Genomic DNA, 26,530 nt, shown 5'->3' with positions numbered 1-26,530 from the left:
TAGCAAAGCAAAATACAAGCACATGAAAACGACTTTTAAATTGATAGCACTGACCCTTTTGGTATCCCTTTGGGGTACCGGGGGTAGTTTTGGCCAGCAGCTGCCACAGTTCAGCCAGTACATATTCAACGGGCTGCATGTGAACCCGGGGTATGCTGGTTACAAGGGGGAGCCGTACATCCAGACGACGTACCGGAGCCAGTGGATCCGTTTTCCGGGGAGTCCGGAGACGTTCACGGTGACGGCGGATCTGAGTGCGAACGAGGGGAGGATGGGCTTTGGGATCTCGATTTTGTCGGACAATCTGGGTCCAGCGCGTACGACCGGGGGCTTGCTGACGTATGCGTACCGGATTCAGACAGGTAGGAAAAGCCATTTGGGTTTGGGCGTGAGTGCGGGTGTGACCGAGTACATGATCGATGGGGACCTGCTGGATCCGAATGATCCGAACGATGTGGAGATTCCGGAGGGACGTGTGAACCTGTTCACACCGAACCTGAATTCGGGTTTGTTTTTCCACACGCCGAAGTTTTATGCGGGCTTCAGTGTGTACAACATGATCGGCAAGAAGGCCTTGGAGCGGGAGGATGTGGCGTTGGCGTATCATGACTTTCATTACTACCTGACAGCAGGGGCATTGCTGGAGCTGTCGGAGACGGTGTCGTTCAAGCCGAGCTTTCTGATCAAGGAAGTGAAGGGAGCGCCGACGAATTACGATCTGAACGCGATGTTTCTGTTTTACGACCGGATCTGGTTGGGGGGCAGTTACCGGAGCAACGTGAAGATCTGGAACGACAACCTGGAGGAGAACCTGAGCAGCCGGAACGCAATAGCGGCGATCATCGAGATATTTGCCACGGACCGGTTGCGCATCGGGTATGCGTATGACCACAACCTGAACGTGCTGCAGGACTACCGGAGCAACTCGCACGAGTTTTCACTGGGCTTCTATATGATACCTAGGACTTCAATGATGAAAAACCAAAGATGGTTCTGATTATGAAAAAGACACTGACACTACTGACAATAACGGCAGGCTTGCTGATCGGGACCACGGGTATAGCGGAGGCACAAAAATCGAGAGTACGCTATGCTGACGAGCAGATGGAGCTGATGAACTACCAGCATGCGCTGGACGTGTACAAGGAAGCGTACGCGAAGAAGCCCAACTACGAGACGGCGCGGAAGACGGCGCTGGCTCAGGACAAGATAAGGGATTACCAGGCATCTTACGACTGGTGGAAGACCACGGTGGGCTACGAAGAGGCGACGGGAGAAGACTACCGTGCGCTTCTGCGGGCGGGGATACTGACCGACAACTTTGAGGAAGCGGTATCGATTATCCAGGCGAAGGGCTTGACAGCGGACAGCCTGGGGATCGAGAAGCGGGACATTCCGGAGAGTGCGAGGAAGCTGAAGCTGGAGAATGTGGAAGAGCTGAACAGCTCGGAGTCGGACTTTTCGATGGTGGAAGACGGCCAGGGGAACAAGTACTTTGTTTCGGACCGGGGGGGCAGCTATCCGGACAAGATGCCGGGTATCCGGATCGACGGTCGGAACAAGCTGTTCAGCCAGGAGAAGAGCGACTACACCGACCGGGGCTACTTCACGGTGTACCGTCAGGACGGGGAAGGCAACATCAGTGCGTTGGTGAGCGACGTACCGAAGACGAAGAGCTTTTCGGACCCGAGCTACTCGGTGAAGGAGAAGGTGCTGTTTTACACGGTGACCCGTGACCCGGGTAAAGTGAAGCCCAGAAAGGACACGGTGATGGTGCAGGTGGAGATCTACTACAGCAAGGTGAATGCAGAAGGGAAGCTGGAAGGAGCGAAAGCCTTTCCGCTGAACGACTCACTGCGGTACTCGGTGATGCACCCGTATGTGGATGAGGAAGCCGGCAGGCTGTACTTTTCCTCGGATATGCCGGGAGGTCTGGGCGGCTATGACCTGTACTACAGCGAATACAGCGTATCGGGAGACAGTCTGGTGTTCGGCAGCGCGGTACCTTTGGGCCCCGGTGTGAATACGTCGGCCAACGAGACGCATCCGTTCCGCAAGGGGAACAAGTTTTACTTCAGTTCGACGGGTCATGAAGGCTTCGGGGGGATGGATGTGTTTGAAGCGGACTATACGGAAGCCACTATCAGCAATACACGAAACATGGGCTATCCGATCAACTCGCTGGCCGATGACTTTGCCTACCGGGAAGACAAGGACAAGACAGTGTACCTGTCCTCGAACCGAAAGGGCGGCAAGGGACTGGACGATATCTACATGGCCAGGGAGATGTACAAGCAGTTTTTGGCCAGAGTGCTGGACTGCAACGGCAACGTGATCACGGAGAGCTACCTGGCCACGTTCCGTGACAAGACGCAGGGGATCATGGTCCCTACCGCCAGAAACGGCAAAGGGGAGCTTACGGCCCAACTGGAGCCGGAGAGCGACTTTGGGATCACGATCAGCAAGCCGGGCTATTTTCCGCTGACCGACGAGACGATCACGACGAAAGGCTTTGCCGGGGACACGGTGAAGCGGGAGTACCAGCTGGTACCGATCCCGTATCAGCTGCCGGTGCACGTGGACCTGGTGTACTACGACCTGGACAAGTTTGCGATCCGCAAGGACGCGAGGCCGGCCTTGGACAAGCTGGCTGAGCTGATGGAGAAATACAGCTTCCTGGACCTGCTGGTGGCCAGCCACACGGACTCCAGGGCGAGTGACGAGTACAACATCCGTCTGTCCAACAACCGGGCGAAGGCGGTGACCGAGTACCTGGGGGCGAAGGGAATCAGCTCGGACCGAATCCGTCTGGAATGGTTCGGAGAGAGCCAGTTGGTTAATGACTGCGGGAACGGGAAGCCGTGCTCGGAGGACAGCCATCAGCTGAACAGGAGATCGGAGCTGGTGCTGGAGGCGTTTCCTGACCCGACCAAGAGCTACGAGATTCCGCAGGAGCTGAAGGACATGGACTTCTGCCAGCCGGAGGATCTGTTTGAGAAGATTCAGGAGGAGATAGCGGAGATCCCGACGATCTACTTTGACTTTGACAAGTCGATGCTCAGATCGGTATCCAAGCAGGAGCTGGAGCAGGTGGGAGCGATGCTGAGGAGACTTCCGAATCTGATGCTGTACATCGAGGGACATACCGACCAGCGGGGCAGTGACGAGTACAACGAGAAGCTGTCCGAGCGCAGAGCGGATGTGGTGCGTGAGTACCTGATCAACAGGGGGATTGAGGAGAACAGGCTGGAGTACCAGTGGTTTGGAGAGACAAGACCGATCCACGACTGCAACAGTGTGACCTGTACGCCTGCGATGCACCAGCTGAACAGAAGGACCGAGCTGAGAGTGGGCAAAAGCAGCTTCGGCTACACCGGAAGACAGAAAAAGGTGGATACGATGTAAGCATCGGATCATCCAAAGATATAAAAACCGAAAAGGCCTCAAGAGTGATCTTAAGGCCTTTTCGGTTTTATGTCTATACTTTAATCATTAAATGGTTTTGGAGCTATCTACCAAAAGTGAATTCAACTCTTCCAACTCTTTTTCACTCAAGTCCCTCCATTTTCCCACCGGAATATCCAAATGGATGTTCATAATCCGTATTCTCTTCAATTGCTTCACGGAATATCCTAAATACTGGCACATCCTTCTGATCTGCCGATTCAGCCCTTGAGTGAGTGTGATTCTGAATTTGAATCTGCTGATTTGCTCTACTTTGCAGGGATCCGTGACCATATCCAAAATCGGAATACCTGAGGACATCTTTTTAATGAAATTTTTATCTATTGGCCGATCCACGGTTACGATGTATTCCTTTTCGTGATTGTTTTTTGCCCGCAGAATCTTATTGACAATATCACCTTCACTGGTCAACAAGATCAAACCTTCGCTGTCTTTATCCAGCCTTCCTATTGGGAAAATTCGCTCCTTGTGTCCAATAAAGTCAATGATATTGTCTTTTTCGCCTTTTGTATCTGTAGTGGAAACTATTCCTACCGGCTTGTTGAAAGCAATGTAGACATGATTGGTTTTGGGTTTTCCAACCACTTTACCATCTACTCTGACAATGTCCTGAGGGAAAACTTTTGTGCCTAGGTCAGGAATTTTCCCGTTAATGGTGATTCTCCCTTCTTCGAGCAATTGGTCAGCAGCTCTTCTTGAGCAAAATCCTACTTCACTCAGGTATTTGTTTATTCTGATGGAGTTTTGGTCCATAAAAATGGAATAAAGCCGTGTGAAAACTTGCTGGAAGTGAGCAGATTATCTGATTATTCTGATTTAGTAGGAGCAGAAATCGAATTTTTCACAGCCAGATTTTCACTGTTTGAGATCTTGATTGCCGCTAGCAAGCTCAAGGATTCCATCTTTTTGGATTCAAAAGCCATTCGATTGGCTTCGGAAATTGGCTCCGATGGTGGTATTTCTTCCTTCAGCCAATCTTCTTGCTTTCCGTTTTTCCAAAATCTAAAACAAAGATGAGGACCGGTAGCAAGTCCCGTGCTACCTACATACCCAATTACCTGACCTTGTTGTACTCTGACTCCGGGTTTGATTCCTTTGCCGATCTTGGACATATGAAGGTATTGGGTGGTATAGGTTCCGTTATGTTTGATTTTCACATAATTCCCGTTAGCAGAAGTATATCTGGCTTCCACCACCGTCCCATCACCCACAGTTCGGATTTCAGTCCCAGTTCTGGCTGCATAATCTGTCCCCAAGTGAGGCTTATATCGCTTCTGTACGGGGTGGAAACGTTTCAGATTGTATCTGGAACTAATTCGGGTGTATTCTAAAGGATCTCTCAAAAAGGCTTTTTTCAAAGAGTTTCCATCCTGATCAAAAAAATTCAATTCTCCATTTTGCTCAAATGGGATGGCATGGTAGGGTTTTCCTTTGTGCTCAAAATAAGCTAACTGAATTCCTGAAACTCCAACTACCTGCCCATCCACCACTTTTTCCTGATATACCACTTTATAAACATCTCCCTTTTGCAGGGCCTGAAAATCAACCGACCATCCAAATAGATCTGCGAATTTGTTGATAATCTGGATCGAAACGTCTTTTTCGTCCATGTCTACATAAAGGGAGCGATCTATAATTCCTCCGATTTCTTTGGTTCTGAATTCCGCTGGCTTTTCGGCTTTATATATTTCCAAAGAGTCCAAATTGAACACAACATATTCGGCTGGATTGGGCTCATAAATGAAAAACTGGGCTTGAGAGGAATCAGAGGGGGTAAGAATTGTAAACTTCTTGTTTGCAGCAATCCACCTTACATCAAATACTTCTCTGGACTTTTTGGCGATTTCGTCTATGATCTGATAGGGAACATTGAAAGGCGAAAGGATAGAGGCCAAAGTTTGATTTTTATTCACCGTGCCCTCTACTATATTCAAACCCGTGACATTGATTCCATATAGATAGGTTTGGGGGTCAGCTTCCAAGGCTAGCGAATCGAGGGGCTGATCTTCAATTGAATCCGTATCGGCTACTTCTGAGGATAAAATTTGGAAAGTTGCGATGGCTCCAACTACAATAAATAGAGCCATAATACCTGTCCGTAAGTTTTTCATTGATCAGGGTGAAGATTGTGGTAATAATAATTAACTAAAAAAGGAAAAAAAGGTCTTTTTTCCAAAGAATATTGGTTGAACGGCATTGCACAACAATTGTACCGCAGCTATTCAAAAAGGAAAACTTTTTCCCTATTTCTGAAATTTTCCAAAACCTTTGATAATTCCCCTCCTTTCTATGGAATCTTTCTGGTAAGTAAGGATATCTCATGGTCAAATATTTATCTTTGACCTCCCAAAATTTAGGATACAAAAATGCTGAGAACACATACATGCGGCGAACTTCGCCTAGACCATGTCAATCAAAAAGTAACCCTTGCCGGTTGGGTGCAGCGGGTAAGAAATAAAGGGGGATTGATTTGGGTTGACCTGAGAGATCGCTACGGTGTCACCCAATTGATTTTTGAAGAAGGGTCTGCAGAGAAGGAATTGTTGGAGAAAGCAGCCCAACTGGGAAGAGAGTTTGTGGTCCAAGCTTCCGGTCAGGTCATCGAGCGGACTTCCAAAAACGATAAAATTCCCACCGGCTCCATTGAAATCAAAGCAGAAGAACTCACCGTTCTGAATCCTGCCAAAGTCCCTCCTTTCATCATCGAAGATGAAACAGATGGTGGGGATGACCTGAGGATGAAATACCGGTATTTGGATTTGAGAAGGGGAGTTGTTCGGGAAAAACTCCAATTGAGGCATCGAATGATGCAAGAGACCAGAAAATATATGGATGGTCAAGGCTTCATCGAGGTGGAAACTCCGGTTTTGATCAAGTCCACTCCCGAAGGCGCGAGGGATTTTGTGGTTCCAAGCCGGGTCAATCCGGGTGAGTTTTATGCTTTGCCTCAATCCCCACAGACTTTCAAACAGCTGCTGATGGTCAGTGGATTTGACCGATACTTCCAGATTGTAAAATGCTTTCGGGATGAAGATTTGAGAGCAGATCGTCAGCCGGAATTTACCCAAATCGACTGCGAAATGTCTTTTGTCAATCAAGAGGATATTCTACAGACATTTGAAGGTTTGGTGAAGAGTCTTTTCCGTGAGGTCAAAGGAATAGAGCTAGGCGAAGTGGATCGGATGACTTTTGAAGATGCCATGAAAGGCTATGGAAATGATAAGCCCGATCTCCGCTTTGGGATGAAATTTGTCGAATTGGACCACCTGGCCAAAGGGAAAGGATTTTCGATTTTTGATCAGGCAGAATTGGTCGTGGGTATCAATGCTCAGGGGGCTGCGGGATATACTCGCAAGCAAGTAGATGAATTGACTGATTGGGTCAAAAGGCCGCAAATCGGAGCGAAGGGGCTGGTCTATGTCCGATATAATGAGGATGGATCGCTTAAATCCAGCGTGGATAAGTTTTATTCCCAGGAGGATTTATCTGCATGGGCAGAGGCGTTTGGAGCAAAGCCCGGCGACTTGATGTTGGTATTAAGTGGAGATGCTAAATCGACCAGAAAGCAACTGTCTGAATTGAGATTGAAAATGGGCGAAGACTTGGGCTTGCGCGAGCGAAATGTCTTCAAGCCTCTTTGGGTAATTGACTTCCCTCTTTTAGAATGGGATGAAGAGACCCAGCGCTATCATGCCATGCACCATCCCTTTACTTCACCCAAACGGGAGGACATTCCGCTTTTGGAAAGCGATCCGGGTTCTGTCCGTGCAAATGCCTATGATTTGGTGATCAATGGGGTGGAAATCGGCGGAGGTTCGATTCGTATTCATGATCGGGCCACCCAGCAATTGATGTTTACCCATCTCGGATTTACTCCTGAGGAGGCTCAAAAGCAATTTGGCTTTTTGATGGAGGCCTTTGAATATGGTGCCCCCCCACATGGAGGAATTGCTTTTGGCTTTGACCGTCTTTGTGCCATTTTCGGTGGCTCGGACTCGATCAGAGATTACATCGCTTTCCCGAAAAACAACTCAGGCCGAGATGTGATGATCGATACACCAAGCACGATATCGGAAGATCAGCTACAGGAATTGTCGATCAAAGTGGCTTTGAAAAAATAAGTCTTAGGATGGTCTCTAGAGGCCATCCTTTTTTATTTCTCTCCGATCAGATAAGAGCGAATACCCATTACTATCAAGAGTTGCGCAGTGGCGTAGGTCCCCATGATCAGAATTCCCGCCTCTGGAAAAGACAGATAAAATTTGTCCACAGCTATTATCCCATCGGAAATCAAAAACAGGATTGATCCCACAAATACCTGCCAAAAGCTGGCTGGGATGCATTTATTATAGCGATCACGAGCTGTGGCCACCATGGATACAATAACCAAAATGTACCCGATTACGGGGATTTTGAGAATTCCGAGGTTAGGATTGATTAGGTAAAAAATAAAGGCAGCGGCAAGATAAACTGGTAGGTTGAAGAAGAAGCTTCGTACAAAATTGACCTGATCAATGCGGGTGGCTTGTTTTTGCGCCAGCTTAAATCCGATGATGTAACAGACATGGGCAAGGAAAAAAGATCCCAATCCATAGACAAACAGGTTTGGCCACAATAAAAGGACATCTCCAATCCAAGAAAAAATCAAAGCGCCGAGAACGGACTTAGTTAAAAGTGTGCTCGCTATAGGTCGGGTAATGAAAAAAAAGTATCCTATCAACCCCAAGATAATGAGAGGCTTGGAGAAAAATCTGGAGGCCTGATTTCCCTCGATCAAAAAGGCAAGGTCGACTAGGGTGGCACCCAAAAACAAATAGAGCCAGATGATGTTTTTATCTCTCAAAGCAATAATATTTTGAAATTTAATGTAAATCTAAAAGAATATGTGGGTTATGTGTTTTTTTATACATCAATCACTAGGTGATTCAAGGTGTAACCTCCATAAGATATAAGCCAAAAAATCCAAATTGGATTACTTTTGGCGAAAATTGGGTTAAAATTTCAAGACTTTTTTCCGAGAAAATCAAAAATGTTTGGAATGGAGGGTTAAGCTTATGTTAAAAAGCGTGAAATTTGCAGAGCAAAATTTAACGTTAACTACCCTTTGAATCAGGAAGTCAACCTTACCTTTGCGACGATTTTAAATCAAAACCAACTCTTACCAAAACAAAAAATTATGAGGCAAAATTTACTGAAGAACTTGCTGGCGATGGTCATGCTGGTGCTGAGCACCGGGTATGCCTTGTCTCAGGGTGTGACCACTTCGGGTATCTCCGGCGTGGTGACAGAAGCAAACGGTGAACCTCTACCCGGAGCTAACGTGGTAGCAACTCACCTTCCATCCGGTACCCGTTATGGGGCTGTTTCCAATCTTGAAGGGAAATATTCTATTCCGGGTATGCGTGTAGGTGGTCCATACAGAGTTTCTGTTTCTTTCATTGGATATTCCACGCAAGAGGTAGAAAATATTGTATTGTCCCTCGGTACATTTTCTAACGTAAATGTGGTTCTTGCTGAAGAGGGAACTGAATTGACAGAGGTAGTTGTCACTGCAGAAGGTAGTGTATTCTCTTCAGAGAGAACAGGAGCTTCTACATCTATCAATAATTCTACAATCAATAAACTTCCAACCATTGCTAGAAATATCAATGACTTTACCCGTTTGACTCCTCAGTCCAATGGGCAGTCTTTTGCTGGTCAGGATGGACGCTTGAACAATATCACTGTCGATGGTTCATACTTCAACAACTCATTTGGTTTGGGTAGTGGAAGTAACCCAGGAGGTAGAACAGGTGTTTCTCCTATTTCTTTGGATGCGATTGACCAAATTTCCGTGAACGTTGCCCCTTATGACGTTCGTCAAGGTAACTTTACCGGTGCTGGTATCAACACGGTTACTCGTTCTGGGACCAACGAATTTGAAGGATCCGCCTACTATTTCTGGAGAAATAACAACAATGTAGGTACTCAAGCCAAGGAAAATACTTTTGATCCAGGAGAATTCAAGTACAGACAAGTTGGTTTCCGAGTAGGCGGACCAATCATCAAGGATAAATTGTTCTTCTTTGCTTCATTCGAAGATGACAAAACTACTGAACCGGGTACCACTTTTAGAGCTAATAACGGTGGTGAGGCTATCGGTGGAAACGTAACCCGAGTTCTTGCTTCTGATTTGAACCAGCTAAGTAACTTCTTGAGAGACAATTTTGGATATGAGACCGGACCTTATCAAGGATATGATCACTCTACGGTTGCAACCAAATTCTTGGTGAAATTGGACTACAACATCAATGACAGAAACAAATTGAGCGTACGATACAATCACTTGGATTCTTCTACTGATGTATTGCTTTCCAACTCTTCTTCCTTGGGTTTTGGCTCTAGAAGATCAAACTTGAATGGTCTGAATTTCCAAAATTCCAACTATATCATTTTTGAAAATATCAGATCAATCATTGGTGAATTGAATACCCGGATCGGGAATAACATGACCAACAATCTGATTGTAGGCTATACCTATCAAGATGAAAGCCGTGGTTCAAGAGGTCAATTCTTCCCATTGGTTGATATCTTGGAAGACGGAGCTACATATACCACTTTTGGATTTGAGCCTTTTACTCCTAATAATGAGTTGAGATATAAGACCTTCCAAATTCAGAACAACCTTCAGTATTTCTATGGCAAGCATACTTTCACCGGTGGTTTCAGCTATGAAAACTATCAATCTGAAAACGTATTCTTCCCAGGCTCTCAGTCAGCTTATGTATTCAACTCTTTGGAAGATTTCTATTCCAGTGCTGATGCATTCTTGACTGGAAGACAAGACACCATCAACGTTAGAAGATTCCAAGTACGATATTCAAACGTTCCGGGTCAGGTGAAGCCTATCCAGCCTTTGAAAGTAAATTATGCAGGTATTTATGTTCAGGATGAATACCAAGTGAATTCCAAATTCAATTTGACCGGTGGTTTGAGAATTGATATTCCGTTCTTCGGTGAGACTGCTTTGAGAAATCCGGAAGTAGAAACCCTCAACTTCAGAAATCCAGCTGGAGAGACTGTAAGATTCAGAACAGATCAACTTCCAGGTGCCAATATCCTTTGGTCTCCAAGAGTTGGATTCAACTGGGATGCTTCTGGCAACAAGACGCTGCAAGTAAGAGGTGGAACAGGTATCTTCACCGGTAGACCAGCTTACGTGTGGATTTCTAACCAAGTAGGTAACAATGGTATCCTTACCGGTTTCGAAAGACAGGATAATACCGATTCCCGTCCATTCAATCCTGATCCGAACGCTTACAAGCCAGGTACTGTTACAGGCGCACCTGCTGCAAACTATGAATTGGCTCTTACTGAAGAAAACTTCAAGTTCCCACAGGTTTGGAGAACAAACATCGCTGTGGACAAGCAAGTAAAAGGTTTTGTATTCACCGGTGAATTCATCTACAACCAGGATGTTAACGGAGTAGCCTATTACAACGCTAACCTTGCTCCAGCCAACGGAGCCTTCACAGGCCCTCATGCAAGACCTAGATGGGTAGGCGGTAACTCTGCCACTCGAATTAATGGAAAGATTGACAATGCAGTAACTCTTTCTAACCAAGCTGTTGGTAACTCATGGGTAGCTTCTTTCTCCGTGGATTTCCCAACAGTTAATGGGTTCTCTGGTAAGGCTGCTTACTCTTATGGAGAGTCAAAAAATACCGTAGATCCAGGTTCTATTGCCTTCGGTTCTTGGAACAACAACCCACACAACGGTGATCCTAATAATCCAACTCTTGGCTTCTCCTCAAATTTTGCCGGACATAGAGTATTTACCGCTCTTGCTTATGAATTGGACTTGTTGAGCATCGGAAAGACAAATGTTTCCCTATTCTGGGAAGGTCGTACAATCGGCAACGGGTCATATGTTTACGGTGGTGACTTCAACGGTGACGGTGGATTCAGTAATGATTTGATCTACATCCACAGAAATACTTCTGAAATGAACTTCGAGCAGTTCTCTTCTTCAGGAGTTACTTTCACTCCTCAGCAGCAAGCTGCTGCTTGGGAAGCATTTATTCAGCAGGACAAATACCTCAGCGCAAACAGAGGAAGTATCGCCGAAAGAGGTGCAGTGATTATGCCGATGGTATTCCGAGCTGACTTCAGTGCTTCTCAGCAGTTGATCACCAAGAAAGAAGGTCAGTTCCTTGAGTTCCGAGTGGATATCCTTAACGTTGGAAACTTGCTTAACTCAGACTGGGGTGTTGGTCAGTCGTTCACTACTACTTCCCCACTTGTGCCTAGAGGAGTTGATTCGAATGGTGCACCTGTATTTAGACTTAGAAACTTCGGTCCTCAGTTGATTGATTCCTCCTTCCAAAATACGGTCAGCCCGGCCGACGTTTGGAGATTGCAGTTTGGATTGAGATACACATTCTAATCTATAGAAAATCAAATTTTTAAAAACGCCTCTGATTTCAGAGGCGTTTTTTGTATTTTTTGAAATCCTTACTATTAATTTTTATTGAATGAAGCTAAAAGCACTACCCTTACTGATCCTATTTTCTCCGTTTTTCTCGCACATTCTATCCGCTCAGACCGATAGCCTAATTCTGAATAACAAAGACAAAATCATCGGCGAAATCAAATCCATGGACAGAGGTGTGATGGTATTTGAAACGGATTACTCCAATTCTGATTTTAAAATTGACTGGAAAAAGGTCAATCAGGTCTATTCCCAAACCAAGTTTCTGATTACGCTATCAGATGGAATGAGGTATAACGGCATGGTCAACAGTATCAACGATAGCTTAGTCAAAATTACCCCTTCCATTCCAGAGAAATTTCTTGACCTAAAAAAGAAAAAACACAAGCAGGACACCACCTCCCTCGATCCCGTAGCAGTCCCAATCAATACAATTGTTTATCTAAATGCCTTGGATGAGGGTTTTTGGAGTAGGTTGTCCCTCTTTTTTGATGTTGGAACTACTTTGACCAAAGCCAATGACCTGAGGCAGTTTACCTTCAATATGGGCACCGGATATTTGGCTGACCGATGGAAAATCAACCTTACCCTGAATAACCTTCGATCTACTCAAAACGGTACCGAACCTATTGTCCGGAATGAACTCACTTTGGCATACAACTATTTTCTTCAAAAAGATTGGTATTTACTCTACAATCTGAATATACTCTCCAATACCGAGCAATTGTTGGATTTTAGAAATTCCAACATGGTCGGTATAGGTAAATACCTTGTCCATACCAATAAAGTATATTTGGGATTTCAGGGGGGAGTAAACCTCAACAATGAAAAGTTTGCCAATCAGCCGAGCTCTTCTAGGACCGCTGAAGGATTTTTAGGTGCTGGATATAATATTTACGACATCGGAGATTTGGACTTGATGACTACAGTAATGATCTACCCCAGCTTAAGTACTCGAGACCGAATCAGAAGTGATTTTAAGTTTGATATCCGGTATGAGTTTAAGTTTGACCTGTACTTCAAAGTCGGTACTACGCTCAATTACGATAATCAGCCCGTAGAAGGAGCATCTGATTTGGATTACATTTTTCAGACTACCATCGGCTGGAAGCTTTAAGCTAAAAAAAGTGCTGCCTTTAAGCCTATTGCTACATTTTGAGACATTAGTATCCCCGTTATTTTCCTTTGGTGGCATACATTTACCTTCAGTAAGTTTTCCCCTGATGGTAGTAGAAAGGCATGTATTTTTGCATTTACCAACTTTTATTCCCGGGATTGGGTTGTCACTGCATGTTATATCACAAACAGTTTTTACATCCAAGTAGCAGCGAATGGATAGTCTTTATTCATGGCGCCGGGGGAAGTAGTGCCGTTTGGCACAAGCAGTTGAGGGATTTTCAGAAGGAATTTAACCTTCTGCTAATCGATCTGCGCGGACATGGAAAGTCCATTGACCTTCCTCAAGCTATCTGGAAAGAGGAATACACCTTCGAAGCAGTCACACGGGACATTATCGAAGTCTTGGACCACCTACAGCTCCCTCCAGCCCATTTTATGGGGGTTTCATTGGGGACAATTTTGGCCAGACAATTGGCTGAAATGGAGCCACAGCGGGTCAAATCACTCGTCATGGCAGGAGCAGTGACACGATTGACGACTCAGTCGAGGATTTTGGTCTTTTTGGGCAACACCTTCAAGAAAATCATTCCCTATATGTGGTTATATCGGCTGTTTGCATTCATCATCATGCCGAGGAAGCAACATGCGGAGTCCAGAAATCTGTTTATCCGGGAAGCTCAAAAGCTGTGTCAAAAAGAATTTATCCGCTGGTTCAAACTGACAAAGGATATCAATCCTTTGCTCAGATATTTCAAGGAAAAAGACATCAATATACCCACGCTCTATGTGATGGGGGATCAGGATGTAATGTTTTTGGAACCGGTAAAAAACATTGTCAAACATCATAAAAACTCTATCCTTAAGATTCTTGATCGCTGTGGTCATGTCGTCAATGTAGAGCAACCAGAACAATTCAATCTGCTTTCTATCGCCTTTATCAAAAACCAACCTCTTTCTCTTTCTCAATGAAACCACAGACCAAAACCATTTTAGTTATTGGAATTCTGCTGATCATAGCTGTAGCATTCTTTTACCCAAGGCTAAGCAATCAAAGAAGTCAGCCCGAATCTTCCGGTTCGGGAGGGGGTGGTGGCCAGCAGGCCTTGCCGGTAAGTGTAATTAGATTGAAAAACGATACGTTGAGGAACCAGCTTCAGGTAACAGGAACCATACTCCCCAATGAAACTGTCAACCTTCGCTCTGAAATCTCCGGCTTGGTTACTCAAATCAACTTCAAAGAAGGACAATATGTATCCAAAGGAACTCCTTTAGTTTATCTCAATGATGACGAACTTCAGGCTCAGTACCAGCGGCTGCAGTTTACCCAGCGTTTGTTTGAATCTCAGGAAAACAGACAAAAACAGCTTTTGGCAAGAGAAGCAATCAGTCAGGAAGAGTATGATATCGTCCTGAATCAATACAATACCGCGCTCTCTGATATCAAACTTGTCGAGGCTCAGTTGGCAAAAACAGTAATCCGTGCGCCATTTAGCGGGATTCTTGGACTGCGCCTTATTTCCGAAGGATCAGTAATCGGTACCAATGATGTCATTGTGAATATTGTGAATATCGATCCTATCAAAATCGAATTTTCTATCCCCGAGCGCTATGCAAATCAGGTTACCGTAGGTTCTCCGGTATTCTTCTCCAATGAAGCCTCCCCGGAAGAAGTAAGAGGTGAAGTATACGCTTTTGAACCTCAAGTGGACCTGGCAACCCGGACACTCAAGCTGAGAGCACAAAGTCCAAACAGAGACCGGAGATTCCTCCCGGGGATGTTTGTCAAAATCAGATTTGTCTTGGAAGTAGTGGAAAATGCACTTTTGGTACCAGCAGAATCAGTTATTCCTGAACTCGATGGCTATAAAGTATTTGTCGCAACTCAAGACGGAAAAGTTGAAGAAAGAAGAATAGAAATCGGAACCAGAACCGATACTCAAGTCCAGGTACTCTCCGGACTGAAGGAGGGCGAGCTGGTACTCACCACGGGTGTGATGCAAGCACGGCAGGGAATGCCGGTAGAACCTACAATTATCAATTGATTTATGGCCAGTCTTTCTAATCTTAGTATCAACAGGCCTGTATTGGCAATAGTGATGTCTCTGGTGATTCTCCTTTTCGGTGGAATCGGGATATCTCTCCTTGGCATCCGGGAGTTCCCAAGTGTGGATCCTCCGGTGATTAACGTCAGTACTTCATACGTCGGAGCAAATGCAGACGTCATCGAAGCACAGATCACTGAACCGCTTGAAGAGCAAATCAACGGGATTCAGGGGATCAAATCTCTGACCTCTATCAGTGCCGATGGGAGAAGTAATATCTCCGTTGAATTTGATGTAGGTGCTGATTTGGAAGCTGCCGCCAATGATGTAAGGGACAAAGTGGCCGGTGCACAGGGAAATCTCCCTCCTGATGCAGAACCGCCTGTGGTTTCCAAGGCAGATGCCGATTCCCAGCCTATTGTGGCAGTCAATGTAAAGTCCAATAACAGAAGCTTGTTGGAGCTATCGGACATTGCAGATAAGATTTTCAAAGAAAGATTGCAGACTATTCCCGGGGTCAGCCGGGTTCAGATTTGGGGTGAAAAAGAGTACGCCATCCGGCTCCGAATGGATCCCCTGAAAATGGCTTCTTACGGAATCACTCCTTTGGATGTCCTGCAAAAGGTACAAAGTGAAAACCTCGAATTGCCTTCCGGGAGAATTGAAGGGGCTAATATCGAACTCTCTGTTCGAACCAAAAGCCGACTCAGTTCCCCTCAGGAATTCAATGACCTGATCATCAAAGAGGATCAGAATAACATTGTCCGGTTTCAGGATATAGGTAAGGCCGAACTCTCAGCACTCAATGAGCGGACTGTCCTGAAAAGAGATGGAGTGCCCATGGTAGCTGTCGTCCTTGTACCACTTCCCGGCTCTAACAATATTGAGATCGTCGATGAGTTCTATAGAAGACTGGGTCAAATTGAAAAGGATTTGCCTGAAGATGTGGGAGTTGAGATCGGATTTGACTCTACGGAATACATCAGAAAGTCCATTGCCGAGGTTCAGGAGACTATCATTACTGCATTTATTCTTGTTGTAGCGATTATCTTTTTGTTCCTAAGAGACTGGAGAACCACTTTCATTCCTGTATTGACCATTCCAATTTCCTTAATTGGGGTGTTTTTCATCATGTACTTGCTGGACTTTTCCATCAATGTGCTCACACTTTTAGGTATTGTACTCTCAATTGGTCTGGTGGTAGATGATGCCATTGTGGTCTTGGAAAATATCTATGCCCGTATCGAGAAGGGAGAAAAACCCTTGGAAGCGGCGAAAAAAGGATCCGAAGAAATCTTCTTCGCCGTCATTGCTACTACGGTAGCTCTTGCCGCTGTATTTCTTCCGGTTATCTTCCTTACCGGTACTACAGGAAGGCTCTTCAGGGAATTTGGTATTGTGGTGGCAGGCGCTGTAATTATTTCCTCATTTGTGGCATTGACCATGACTCCAATGCTGAGCTCCAAATTGCTTAAAAGAAGAGAGAAGCAAACTGCATTTTACAACTTGACTGAGCCATTCTATGTGTGGTTGAATGACCTGTATGAGAAAGCTCTAGCCGCGTTTATGAAAGTAAGAGGTTTGGCCTTTTTGTTGGTTTTAGCCTTGGCTGGAGGGATTTATGTCCTGTTCAATAGTCTACAAACCGAACTGGTTCCTACTGAAGACCGGGCTGAATTGAGAATCAATATGTCTGGACCTGAGGGGGCTACCTTCGGCTACATGGATCGTGTGATTGATAATTTGGTTGAAGACTTTCAAAAGGAATTGCCTGCAGAGGAGCGGGTAACCGTGATTTCAGTGACTTCTCCGGGTTTTGGCACAGCCAATACCAATTCAGGATTTATCCGTCTTTTCCTTACTGATGCTGAAAAGCGACAGAGAACCCAAAAGGAAATTTTCAATCAGGTCAACGCCAAACTCAGAAGTGTAACTTCAGTAAGGGCATTTGCTCAGGAGCCGGTTTCTATCGGAAACCGCCGGGGTGGACTACCTGTTCAATATGTGATTCAGGCACCTACGATTGAGAAGCTGAAAGAAGCTATTCCTCCCTTCATGAATGAGGTTGGCAAAAGTCCTGCATTTATCTTCTCTGATATCAACCTGAAGTTTACCAAGCCCGAACTCGAGATCGAAATCGACCGGGAGCGTGCCCGTAACATCGGAGTATCTGTCCAGGAAATCGCAAGAACCTTACAGCTTTCTTACTCAGGCCAGCGATTTGCCTACTTTATCATGAATGGTAAGCAATATCAAGTAGTGGGAGAAATGCAGCTGCAAGACCGAAATGAACCTATTAACCTTCGGATGCTCTATGTTAGGGGGGATAATGGACAACTGGTGCAGTTGGATAATTTGGTAAAGGTGAGAGAAAATAGTACTCCGCCTCAGTTGTACCGGTTCAATCGCTTTGTAAGTGCTACTGTTTCTGCAAACCTTGCAGAAGGGTATACTATCGGTGATGGATTGGATGAGATGGACCGAATCGCTTCAGAAGTGTTGGATGATACCTATTCAACGGATGTCTCAGGGCCTTCAAAGGAGTTCAGAGAAAGCTCAAACAGCTTGATCTTTGCCTTCATTTTCGCCTTGGTATTGATCTATCTGGTTCTTTCTGCACAGTTTGAAAGCTTCCTGGATCCACTGACGATCATGTTTACTGTGCCTCTTGCTTTGTTTGGAGCTCTATTGACTCTCTGGCTTTTTGGATTCACCCTGAATATTTTCAGTCAGATCGGGATTATCATGCTGATTGGTTTGGTGACGAAAAACGGGATTTTGATCGTAGAATTTGCCAATCAACGTAAGGCCCAGGGCATGCCCATTGAAGAGGCAATTTTCGGTGCAGCAGTAGCTCGATTCCGTCCGATCTTGATGACCAGTTTGTCTACCATACTAGGGATTCTTCCTATTGCTTTGGCCTTGGGCGCAGGAGCTGAAAGTAGGGTCCCTATGGGGGCTGCTGTTATCGGTGGACTGACATTTGCCACCGTGCTCACGCTCTTTATAATCCCAGCCATTTATACCTATCTCACTTCCAAGCAAGGAAGATTAGCCAGAATTTGATGAAAAAGCTTTCATTCGTATTTCTATTAAGTTTATTCTCAGTCCACTTTCAGACCTTTTCCCAACAGTCTCTCGATTTGGAAAAGGCGGTCCAGATGGGTTTGGAAAACAATTTGCAAATCAAAATTGGGCTTGAAACCGTAAATATCCGGGAATTGGACAAGAGGATCGGAGTAGGTAGCTTTTTTATGCCGGTCATTGATGCTACCCATTTACGTACCTTTGGTACTGAAGACGTAACTCAGACTTTTGTCAATGACCCTGAAAACCCCAGGGAGATCGATGGGGCAAAATCAAGGAATAAATCCTACAGTGTGGTAGGGGTCTATGGATTCAGGCCGGAGACTATCGTTACCATGAAGCGGTTGGGGGTACTGACAGAAATCTCTGAGTTAGATTCTAAGGTGATTGTAGAAAATACTGTAGCAAGCATTTCCACAGCTTACTACAGACTCATTCTAGAGCTTCAGCGGTACAATGTTCTCAAAGAAACCCTTCGACTGAGCAAGGCCCGATTGGATATTGCTCAAGCTCAATATGAATTAGGAGGGGCTGGAAAGCGGGACTACCTTACCGCTCAGGTAGATTACAATTCGGACTCCAGCTTGTTGATTACCCAAGAGCAGGTTATCCAAAATTCAAGAGTAAATCTAAACGAACTCTTGGCTATTGATCCAGGAACCATGTTTTCGATTCAGGACTCCACCATTCAAATCGGGGATCGCTTGTCATTGGAGACGCTTGTAGAGAATGCCTTTTTGGAAAACAAACTCCTGCTAGTCAATCAAAGGCTCAACAACGACGCCTATCTTCAAATCAAGGAATTGCAGGCTTCCAGATTACCGGTGATCAATCTCAATTCAAGCTTCACCAATACGGTTTTCAATTCAGACGCAGGTTTCTTGATTCAGAACGAACGACAAGGGATCAATTATGGGGGAAACATCACCTTAAACCTTTTCAGTGGTCTAACCCTCAACAGAAGAATCCAGAGTGCAAAAGTGAATAAACGAATTCAGGATTATTCCCTTGACCAATATGAAATCCAGCTTCGTTCCGATATAGAAAGGGCCTATAACATATATACCAAAAACCTGCAGTTGCTCAAAATTGAAGAAGTCAACTATCAGGTAGCCAAGGAAAACTCCGAAATAGCCCTTGAGCGATTTAGACTCGGGATATCCTCATACTTGGAGTTTAGAGATGCTCAGGTAAACCTGCTCACAGCCGAAAATAGGTTGATTACGGCTATTTTTTCGATCAAGGAGCAGGAAATCGAACTGATGAGGCTCAGTGGCAAAATTTTCTTTGAGAATAGTTATGAGGATTTTTCGGTAAACCCTTGATCTTCAAAATCTCCACGAACGGGGCTCTAAAACGGGCTCCGTTTTTTATTTGCTTTTTTTAAGAATCGCTTCTTTTTTGTTTTGGCATAGCCTTTGCCAAAGGGCCCTTGAACCATCGAGGGATTTCCCTTTCGCATGAAGCAATTTATTTCTGCAACATTTTCTATTCTCATCCTTCTGCTCTCAGGGGTTCAGTGTACCTTTTTTGAAGAAAGACTGAACCGAAATGAAAAATCCACCTATCAATTGGATTTGTTAGGCATTCAGGAAAGAGGGAGTATTCGCGCAGCTGTTGACAACAATTCCACGTCATATTACATCTATCGGGGCCGAAGGATGGGCTATGAGTTTGAGCTCCTGAGAGATCTGGGGAAAAACCTTGGGGTACAGGTCGAGTTTGTGATTGTATCGGATATTCAAGAGGCTTTCGAAAAACTTGACGAAGGCAAGGTAGATGTGATAGCAATGAACCTGGAGCCAAGTGTGGATCGCTCAAGAAAAGCTGCTTTCACTCATTATTTGGGTACCATGAGTACTTTGGTGATTGGAAAAAAGCCAATCGAGAAGCCAGTCACTTGGGAAGAAATAGGCAAGGATACGATTCATATCCGTAAGGGTACGGTCTACAACAAGCAGCTGAATAGCATCAAGGATTCGTTGGGGCTTGGTTTTACTGTTTTGGTTTCAGATGTTCATGAGGAGACATTGATCGATCAAGTGGCCGATGGAACTATCAAATGGACCGTAGCTGATAGGAATATTGCCAAAGCCAATCAAACCTATTATCCTGATTTGGATGCAACCCTAAAGGTCTCAGAGGATGGAACAGTTCATTGGGCAGTAAGGAAAAATTCTCCCGAACTTTTAGACGCCATCAATACTTGGCTCGCAGAGAAGAAAAAGCGTTTTATCCCTGAGGTTTATGCCAAATACTTTCTCAGTTCCCGAAATAGCTATTACCGAATCAACAGTCCTTTTTCCTCTTTGGGAGGAAATAGAATTTCTGTATTTGATGAGTTGATCCAGCAAAATGCCCGGGAATTAGGTTGGGATTGGAGGCTTTTGGCGGCTCTGGTCTACAAGGAATCGGGCTTTGATACCTCAGCAGTTTCCTATGCGGGAGCAGAGGGTTTACTTCAGCTGATGCCAGTTACGCTGGAACGATTTGGCGTAACAGATCCCAATGATCCTACAGAATCCCTTCGAGGAGGTGTGAGGTATCTTCAGTACTTGGATAAATTCTGGATGGAGCGTGTACCGGAGACAGCCGAACGGGTGAAATTTATTCTAGCTTCCTATAATGTAGGGCAAGGGCATGTGGAAGATGCTTGGAGGCTGGCAATGAAATATGGAAAAAACACACAAAGCTGGAAAGAGGTCTCTTACTTTTTGAATCTTAAAAGTGACCCGGACTACTACCGTGACCCCATCGTGAAAAGCGGTTATGCTAAGGGCCACGTAGCGGTCAATTATGTCCGGGATATTCTAGCCTTGTATGATTCTTACCGGAATTTGATTTCTCCTTAATGAAGCTCAAAGAGCGCCTCTATCTCTACAGGGATATTGTCCGGAAGAGAACCCATTCCTACTGCTGATCGTACGCCGATTCCGTTTTCTTCTCCCCAAACGGAGGCAAACAGCTCACTGCATCCGTTGATCACATAGGGATGTCGCTCAAAGGAGGGGATACAATTCACCATTCCCAAGACCTTGATGACTCGCTTGACCTTATCCAAACTGCCCAAATTGGCTTTGATTGTCGCCAACATCGCCAATCCCACCTGTCTGGCTGCGATTTTTCCCTGCTCAATATCCAAGTCCTGACCAACCCTTCCAATGATCAGAGTCCCGTCTGGCTTGACGGTTCCATGGCCGGAGAGATAGAGATATTTGCCATCGATGAGGCAGGGTTTGTAGACTCCCAATGGCTTTGGAGCTGGAGGAAGTTCCAATCCTAACTTTGCAAAATTCTGTTCAGGGGTGTTCATAGTATTTTATTTTGGGGAATTTAGACAAATAGATCCAGAATCAGAACCCCGATCAGGCCGGCAACTGCCACGATCGTTTCCATCAAAGACCATGATTTAAGCGTGTCTTTGATACTCACATTGAAAAACTCCTTGTACATCCAAAATCCTCCATCGTTGAAATGGGAAAACATCAAGCTACCTGCTCCGATCGAAAGCACCAATAGATTGGGATTGACGTCCATGGTGCTGACTATGGGAGCAATGATCCCTGCTGTGGTCAAGCCAGCGACGGTAGCAGAGCCCACACATACACGAATGACAGAGGTAATCAACCAAGCCAGAATCAGGGGATGCATTTCCCAAGTTTGCAGATTTTCAGCGATGGTTTGACTCACTCCGGTATCGGTAAATATTTGCTTCAATGCTCCCGCACCTGCTACGATCAGCAGAATCATGGCAATGTCCTTGGTGGCCACGGTGTAGATTTCCATCAGATGGGACATGCTTATTTTCCTGCGGATACCCAGAGAAAATGTGGCATAAAGCAAAGAAATCAGCATCACCACTCCAGGATCGGCTAAAAAGTAAATCCAAGAAGCCGTAGGGCTTTCTTTGGGAAGATCCAGGGTCAAGGCTGTCGTACCTACCAAAAGAAGTACAGGCAGCAAAGCAGTAAATAGGCTATTTCCGATGCTCGGTAATTCATTTTCAGGCTTTGGATCAGCTTGAAAAGTCTGAAGAGGAGTGGATTTGATTTTTTTCAAGAAAGGAGCAAAAATTGGCCCTGCAACGATGATGGTAGGAATGGCAATCAAGAAGCCATAGAATAATGTCAGCCCCATGTTGGCGTCGAATTGGGCGACCAAAGCTGCCGGAGAAGGATGTGGAGGTAAAAATCCATGAGTAACCGAGAGAGCCGCCAAAAGCGGCATTCCTACATACACTGCCGGCAGTCTAAACTGGTAGGAAACGGTAAAAGCCAAGGGGACCAAAAGCACAAAGCCCACATTATAAAACAGGGGAATCCCAACGATCAAACCGGTGAAGGCCATCGCCCAAGTGATGTATTTTTCACCGAAAAACCGCATCAGAAATCCTGCAATCCGCTGCGCAGCCCCACTTTCAGCCACCAGCTTGCCCAGCATGGCCCCGGTGACAATCACAATCACCAAATCTCCCAAAAGTGACCCCATTCCTTTTTGGACAGACCTAGCTACTTGGTCAGCAGGCAAGCCCAGCATCAGGCCGGCTGCGATGGAAGCGATCAGGAAGGAAAGAAAGGGGTTGAGCTTGGCCCATACGATCAGCAGAACCAAAATCGCGATGGATAGCAATACCAGAAGAAAGGTCATAATGGGGCTGGGGTTAAGCAAGAAATATAAGGAAATCTCATGGCTTAGAATCTTCTTGGGATAGCAATTCCGACTCATAGCATTGGATTTTAAAAAAATGAGGCTGTAGATAAAAGTCATTTTGTTTTGGAGTTCACTGTTTTATCCACCTTTTTTGAATAAAACTCCCTTGATATTCCAGCCCGAAGAGATATAATCCAGAGGGAAGTTTTTCGCAAAATTGAGAGAACAAATCCTCGTTCCACGTATCCTCCAAGAGAGTCTGACCCAGAGAGTTTTGAAGGGTTACTTTTGGATTGGGCTTCCAATCCCTAGGGAAAATAAGTCCCAGCCTACCTTCTGAATAAGGATTTGGGTAGATGATAACGTCTTTGGTATTAGATGAACTTGGGCTTTCCACGCGGATCACATCACTCCAAATGGATTCCCCCGTATAACTGATTTTTCTGATACGATAGCCATAGGAAAGATATCCTTTGGCCGTTTGGTCCAAAAACTCAAGATCATGGGCTTCTCTCTTCTGTGGATCAGGGCTAATCACACCTACTTTTTCCCATTGCCTTGTGGAGAAATTTAGCCGATGGATCTCAAAAAACAGAATTTCCTTTTCGCTATTGACTGACCATCTGATTTTATTGCCCAATGGGGTGCTTGATCCCTCAAGTTTTAACCAGCTCAGAGGAAGAATACTGGTAGTCCTAAAGCTCCCCACAGTAAAATTGACCCCCGATAGCTGTGAAAAAGTAACTTCTCTTCTAGCCCAAAGTAGTGCGGGATCCAAACCAATAAGATTTATGCCTGGAGCTGGATATCCGGTACCGACAATTCTAAGGTCTGTCACATCTCCCACGATCAGCTGATCAGCAGAAATCCTCAATTCAATCGGGTCGCTTCCTGTCGATAAGTCAGAAAATTCGAAATAGCTGAATTTTCGATACAGGATGGGAGTACCATCTGAATCGTTGAATCCAGGATTGAAATCTGCACCCTTGTATTCTGTAAATCTTATTGAGATATTCCCTCCAGGGGAGTTTCCCAATAGTTGTACTTTCCGAAGTCCTCCGTTTTGGGTGTCTTCAAAAGGGAACGTGGCATTGCTGGAATTCAGAGTTGCTGGAAGTCCGAAGTAGGTCATTTTACCTACATTCCTCCATCTTCCTCCGGAATGAGATAGGACTCCCGAATTACTGGTATTGATCAATAAATCGTTCCCCTCCATGTCTATGACTCCTTGTATGAGGGAAAGATTTCGGGTGATAGTCAGATCAGAGTTGGGGTGAAATACTCCTCCGGATTTATTGAGGGTTAGATCCCTTACAGTGAGTGAAAAGCCCAAAATCTCCTGACTGGAGGAGCCCAGCAGTGTGAGATGAGTGGATGAGGATAAAAAGTTTCCAGATCCTGATTTTTCCAGATTTCCCAGTAAGGTAAGGTTGTTGGGAAGAGATAGATTTTGACTTCCCTGTAACTCTACGTCCCGGACTGCTACCGGGGTGGCGGCGTCAGCATATGAGCTGGAGAGAAATGCCTTGGGTAAACTGCCTCCCCGATGGATAATTTTCCCATTCAACTGAAAATTGGCAGCTTCAATGCGGGGATTGCTCCCTTCCAAAATCAGAGTACCTCCATTTTGCAAATCAAAGTTTAGCGCACTGATTGTGCTGCTGGTAGATCTGTTGAGGATATTTCCATTGCACTCAGAAATAAAGGTGGCCCCTGATTCAATTACCAGTTCCCCAAAAGGTCCGGTCCCAAATACTGTGGTTTCGGTGTTGAAGGATAGGGTAAAGCACACATTAGGGATCACGGAGGTATCAATCTTTTGCAAGACGCTACCTGACCTCACTGTGAATGAAAGTGCTTTGAATGGACTTTCGATGACAAATTGCTCGCCTGGATCGGCTTCAAAAATCACCGAATAGCGACTTTGGGTAGTTTGTGCACTCCAGCTGTTTTTTTCAACGACGGTTCGGCTGCTTCCTTTGAAGGTAAGGGTGCTTCCGACGGAGTTTCCAATCCAGTTTTGACTGTTCCACGCATTCCCGGGAGTACCGGGGGCCGGACCAGAAAAGGCGTGGAGGCTTCCATACACATCCAAATTGAATCCATTTAGGTTTAATTTTTGGGCAGCTCCGGTCTCTGCATTGATGAAGATACTTTTCACCTCTTCATTTGCTGTGAGAGTTAAGGTGTGGGTTTGATCAATGTAGATATCCTGGCCTAGGCTGGGTTTAATGGATGCAGGCTGCCAGGAAGTGCCATCCCAAACGTTCCAAATCGAAGGGTTTGGGAAGTTGCCGCTGGAGATGGTTTTGTAGGCCCCAATTTCTTGAGCATTGACGAAATGAGAGAGGCACATGATTCCTCCAACTGCCAGGATAATCCTGTATATTCGGCAGTAAAAATGAGGAATACAGCAAACTAAATAGCTCAATGCTCTCATAAAAAATCGGATTTAAAAAGTAGTTCAATTTAAAAAAATGGGAAATAATAAAAAAATCGTTTTAACCTTTTTTTTACTGATTTTCATGTCATTAGGTCATTCCCAAGCCCAGATGTTCGAAGTCAGTTTGCTGACCTGCGGTCCGGGAGAAGAGCTTTATTCTTCCTTTGGGCATAGCGCTATCCGAATCCGGCAGACCGGTTCTCAGGGGCGGGATTTGGTTTTCAATTTTGGGACCTTTGATTTTAACACTCCCAACTTCTACGGGAAGTTTGCTACAGGAAAGCTGAATTATATGCTCAGTGTGTCGACCTACGATCAGTTTGTGGTGGAGTACTACCAAGACCAAAGGGAGATTCGCGAACAGGTTTTGGATTTGAGCGCAGAGCAGAAGGATTTCCTGCTTCAGCATTTGGAGGCTCAGTACGATCCAGCAAGGAGATTTTATAAGTACGACTTCTTTTTCAACAATTGTGCAACCAAGATCCGAGATGCTTTTGAAATCGCAATTGGGAGGCAGCTGGTCTGGAATGACCCTGTCAATCCCGAGGAGAAGACCTTTAGAAATCTGATCGACGAATACGTTTATCCGCTCCCCTGGGCAGATTTGGGGATTGACTTGGCCTTGGGCGCAGTCATCGATCGGGATGCGACCGAGCGGGAAGAGCAATATTTACCCGATTACATGGAGCAGGCTTTTGCCAGAGCGACTCTCGAGGGAGATGGACCTACCCGTCCTCTGGTCAAAGAGTCCCGAATCATTCTTGAGTTTCCGGAAAAAGCTGACCCTTCTCTCAGTTTGTTGAATCCCTATTTGATCTTTTGGTTGGTGGCAGTGATTTATGGGGTCTTAACCTTTTTGGATAAAAGAAAAGGAAAAATCAGTTTGGGGCTGGACGTGATTTTCTTTGGTGTTCTTGGCCTTTTGGGTTTCCTGATCGTGTTTCTCTGGTTTTTTACTGATCATTCCGCCACCAAATGGAACTGGAATCTGCTTTGGGCATTCCCGGGGCATCTGATTTTGGCAATAGGTCTCTTGCGGAAAAATAAGGCTGCATGGATCGGAAGGTACCTTTTAGCCACCCTGATTCTTGCCGTTCTGGCTCTTCTGATTTGGATTTTGGGGTTCCAATCCTTTCATCCCAGCCTGGTGCCTTTGTTTTTGGTGCTGTTCCTTCGGGCCAATTTCTTGTATTACCATATTGGGCAAACAGAAAAGGCTGGATTGGTCAACTGAAAAATCAAACCTTTTGCCCT

The 26,530-nt window shown here is 45.3% G+C and carries 17 protein-coding genes; 11 read left to right on the top strand and 6 right to left on the bottom strand.

Annotation, left to right across the window (positions count from 1 at the left end):
• Positions 1–22 precede the first annotated feature (22 nt).
• Both AAA942_RS16020 and AAA942_RS16015 read left to right on the top strand, forming a co-directional pair.
• Complete coding sequence (locus tag AAA942_RS16020; RefSeq protein WP_338220095.1) at positions 23–997, top strand: PorP/SprF family type IX secretion system membrane protein; 975 nt, start codon at positions 23–25, stop codon at positions 995–997.
• A gap of 2 nt (positions 998–999) precedes the next feature.
• A complete protein-coding gene (locus AAA942_RS16015) occupies positions 1,000–3,405 on the top strand; it encodes an OmpA family protein (RefSeq protein ID WP_338220094.1) in 2,406 nt (801 codons plus the stop codon).
• A gap of 87 nt (positions 3,406–3,492) precedes the next feature.
• On the opposite strand, the gene rluF is transcribed toward AAA942_RS16015, so the two are convergent.
• Together rluF and AAA942_RS16005 are read right to left on the bottom strand one after the other, a co-directional pair.
• Complete coding sequence (rluF, locus tag AAA942_RS16010) at positions 3,493–4,218, bottom strand: 23S rRNA pseudouridine(2604) synthase RluF (RefSeq protein WP_338221300.1); 726 nt, start codon at positions 4,216–4,218, stop codon at positions 3,493–3,495.
• 53 nt (positions 4,219–4,271) lie between these two features.
• Complete coding sequence (locus AAA942_RS16005; RefSeq protein ID WP_338221299.1) at positions 4,272–5,552, bottom strand: M23 family metallopeptidase; 1,281 nt, start codon at positions 5,550–5,552, stop codon at positions 4,272–4,274.
• A 279-nt stretch (positions 5,553–5,831) separates the two neighbouring features.
• Here AAA942_RS16005 and aspS point away from each other — a divergent pair, with 279 nt between their 5' ends.
• Entirely contained in the window at positions 5,832–7,586 is a 1,755-nt protein-coding gene (gene aspS / locus AAA942_RS16000; RefSeq protein WP_338221298.1) for an aspartate--tRNA ligase, read from the top strand.
• Between the two features lie 32 nt (positions 7,587–7,618).
• Here aspS and AAA942_RS15995 read toward each other — a convergent pair whose 3' ends face one another.
• Complete coding sequence (locus AAA942_RS15995; protein ID WP_338221297.1) at positions 7,619–8,308, bottom strand: lysoplasmalogenase; 690 nt, start codon at positions 8,306–8,308, stop codon at positions 7,619–7,621.
• Between the two features lie 333 nt (positions 8,309–8,641).
• On the opposite strand from AAA942_RS15995, the gene AAA942_RS15990 reads away from it, so the two are divergent.
• The 7 genes from AAA942_RS15990 to AAA942_RS15960 all read left to right on the top strand — a co-directional run bounded on the left by AAA942_RS15990 (position 8,642) and on the right by AAA942_RS15960 (position 21,035).
• The gene (locus tag AAA942_RS15990) at positions 8,642–11,890 is read left to right on the top strand and encodes a TonB-dependent receptor (RefSeq protein ID WP_338221296.1); all 3,249 of its coding nucleotides are present in this window, start codon (positions 8,642–8,644) and stop codon (positions 11,888–11,890) included.
• A gap of 88 nt (positions 11,891–11,978) precedes the next feature.
• Entirely contained in the window at positions 11,979–13,052 is a 1,074-nt protein-coding gene (locus AAA942_RS15985; RefSeq protein ID WP_338221295.1) for a DUF481 domain-containing protein, read from the top strand.
• Between the two features lie 173 nt (positions 13,053–13,225).
• The gene (locus AAA942_RS15980; protein ID WP_338221294.1) at positions 13,226–14,023 is read left to right on the top strand and encodes an alpha/beta fold hydrolase; all 798 of its coding nucleotides are present in this window, start codon (positions 13,226–13,228) and stop codon (positions 14,021–14,023) included.
• Positions 14,020–15,096 (top strand): efflux RND transporter periplasmic adaptor subunit, encoded by a 1,077-nt coding sequence (locus tag AAA942_RS15975; protein WP_338221293.1) that lies wholly within the window; start codon positions 14,020–14,022, stop codon positions 15,094–15,096. Before AAA942_RS15980 ends, AAA942_RS15975 begins: the two co-directional genes overlap by 4 nt.
• A 3-nt stretch (positions 15,097–15,099) precedes the next feature.
• On the top strand, positions 15,100–18,162 hold the full coding sequence (locus AAA942_RS15970; protein WP_338221292.1) for an efflux RND transporter permease subunit: 3,063 nt from the start codon (positions 15,100–15,102) through the stop codon (positions 18,160–18,162).
• Positions 18,162–19,508 (top strand): TolC family protein, encoded by a 1,347-nt coding sequence (locus AAA942_RS15965; protein WP_338221291.1) that lies wholly within the window; start codon positions 18,162–18,164, stop codon positions 19,506–19,508. The genes AAA942_RS15970 and AAA942_RS15965 overlap by 1 nt, the downstream gene beginning before the upstream one ends.
• Before the next feature lie 135 nt (positions 19,509–19,643).
• On the top strand, positions 19,644–21,035 hold the full coding sequence (locus AAA942_RS15960; RefSeq protein ID WP_338221290.1) for a transglycosylase SLT domain-containing protein: 1,392 nt from the start codon (positions 19,644–19,646) through the stop codon (positions 21,033–21,035).
• Here the strand turns inward: AAA942_RS15960 and AAA942_RS15955 are convergent.
• The 3 genes from AAA942_RS15955 to AAA942_RS15945 form a co-directional block, all read right to left on the bottom strand.
• Entirely contained in the window at positions 21,032–21,496 is a 465-nt protein-coding gene (locus AAA942_RS15955; RefSeq protein ID WP_338221289.1) for a RidA family protein, read from the bottom strand. The two genes, AAA942_RS15960 and AAA942_RS15955, sit on opposite strands and share 4 nt — an antisense overlap.
• Positions 21,497–21,516: 20 nt before the next feature.
• Positions 21,517–22,830: a gluconate:H+ symporter gene (locus AAA942_RS15950; RefSeq protein WP_338221306.1), complete on the bottom strand. Its 1,314-nt coding sequence runs from the start codon at positions 22,828–22,830 to the stop codon at positions 21,517–21,519.
• Positions 22,831–22,963: 133 nt separating this feature from the next.
• Positions 22,964–25,273 (bottom strand): T9SS type A sorting domain-containing protein, encoded by a 2,310-nt coding sequence (locus tag AAA942_RS15945; protein WP_338221288.1) that lies wholly within the window; start codon positions 25,271–25,273, stop codon positions 22,964–22,966.
• A gap of 85 nt (positions 25,274–25,358) precedes the next feature.
• On the opposite strand from AAA942_RS15945, the gene AAA942_RS15940 reads away from it, so the two are divergent.
• Positions 25,359–26,510: a lipoprotein N-acyltransferase Lnb domain-containing protein gene (locus AAA942_RS15940; protein WP_338221287.1), complete on the top strand. Its 1,152-nt coding sequence runs from the start codon at positions 25,359–25,361 to the stop codon at positions 26,508–26,510.
• Positions 26,511–26,530: the final 20 nt, after the last annotated feature.

The sequence above is a fragment of the Algoriphagus sp. oki45 genome (assembly GCF_036245605.1).
In the GTDB taxonomy this organism is placed as follows: domain Bacteria; phylum Bacteroidota; class Bacteroidia; order Cytophagales; family Cyclobacteriaceae; genus Algoriphagus.
This window is presented reverse-complemented; position numbering and strand designations above follow the sequence as displayed.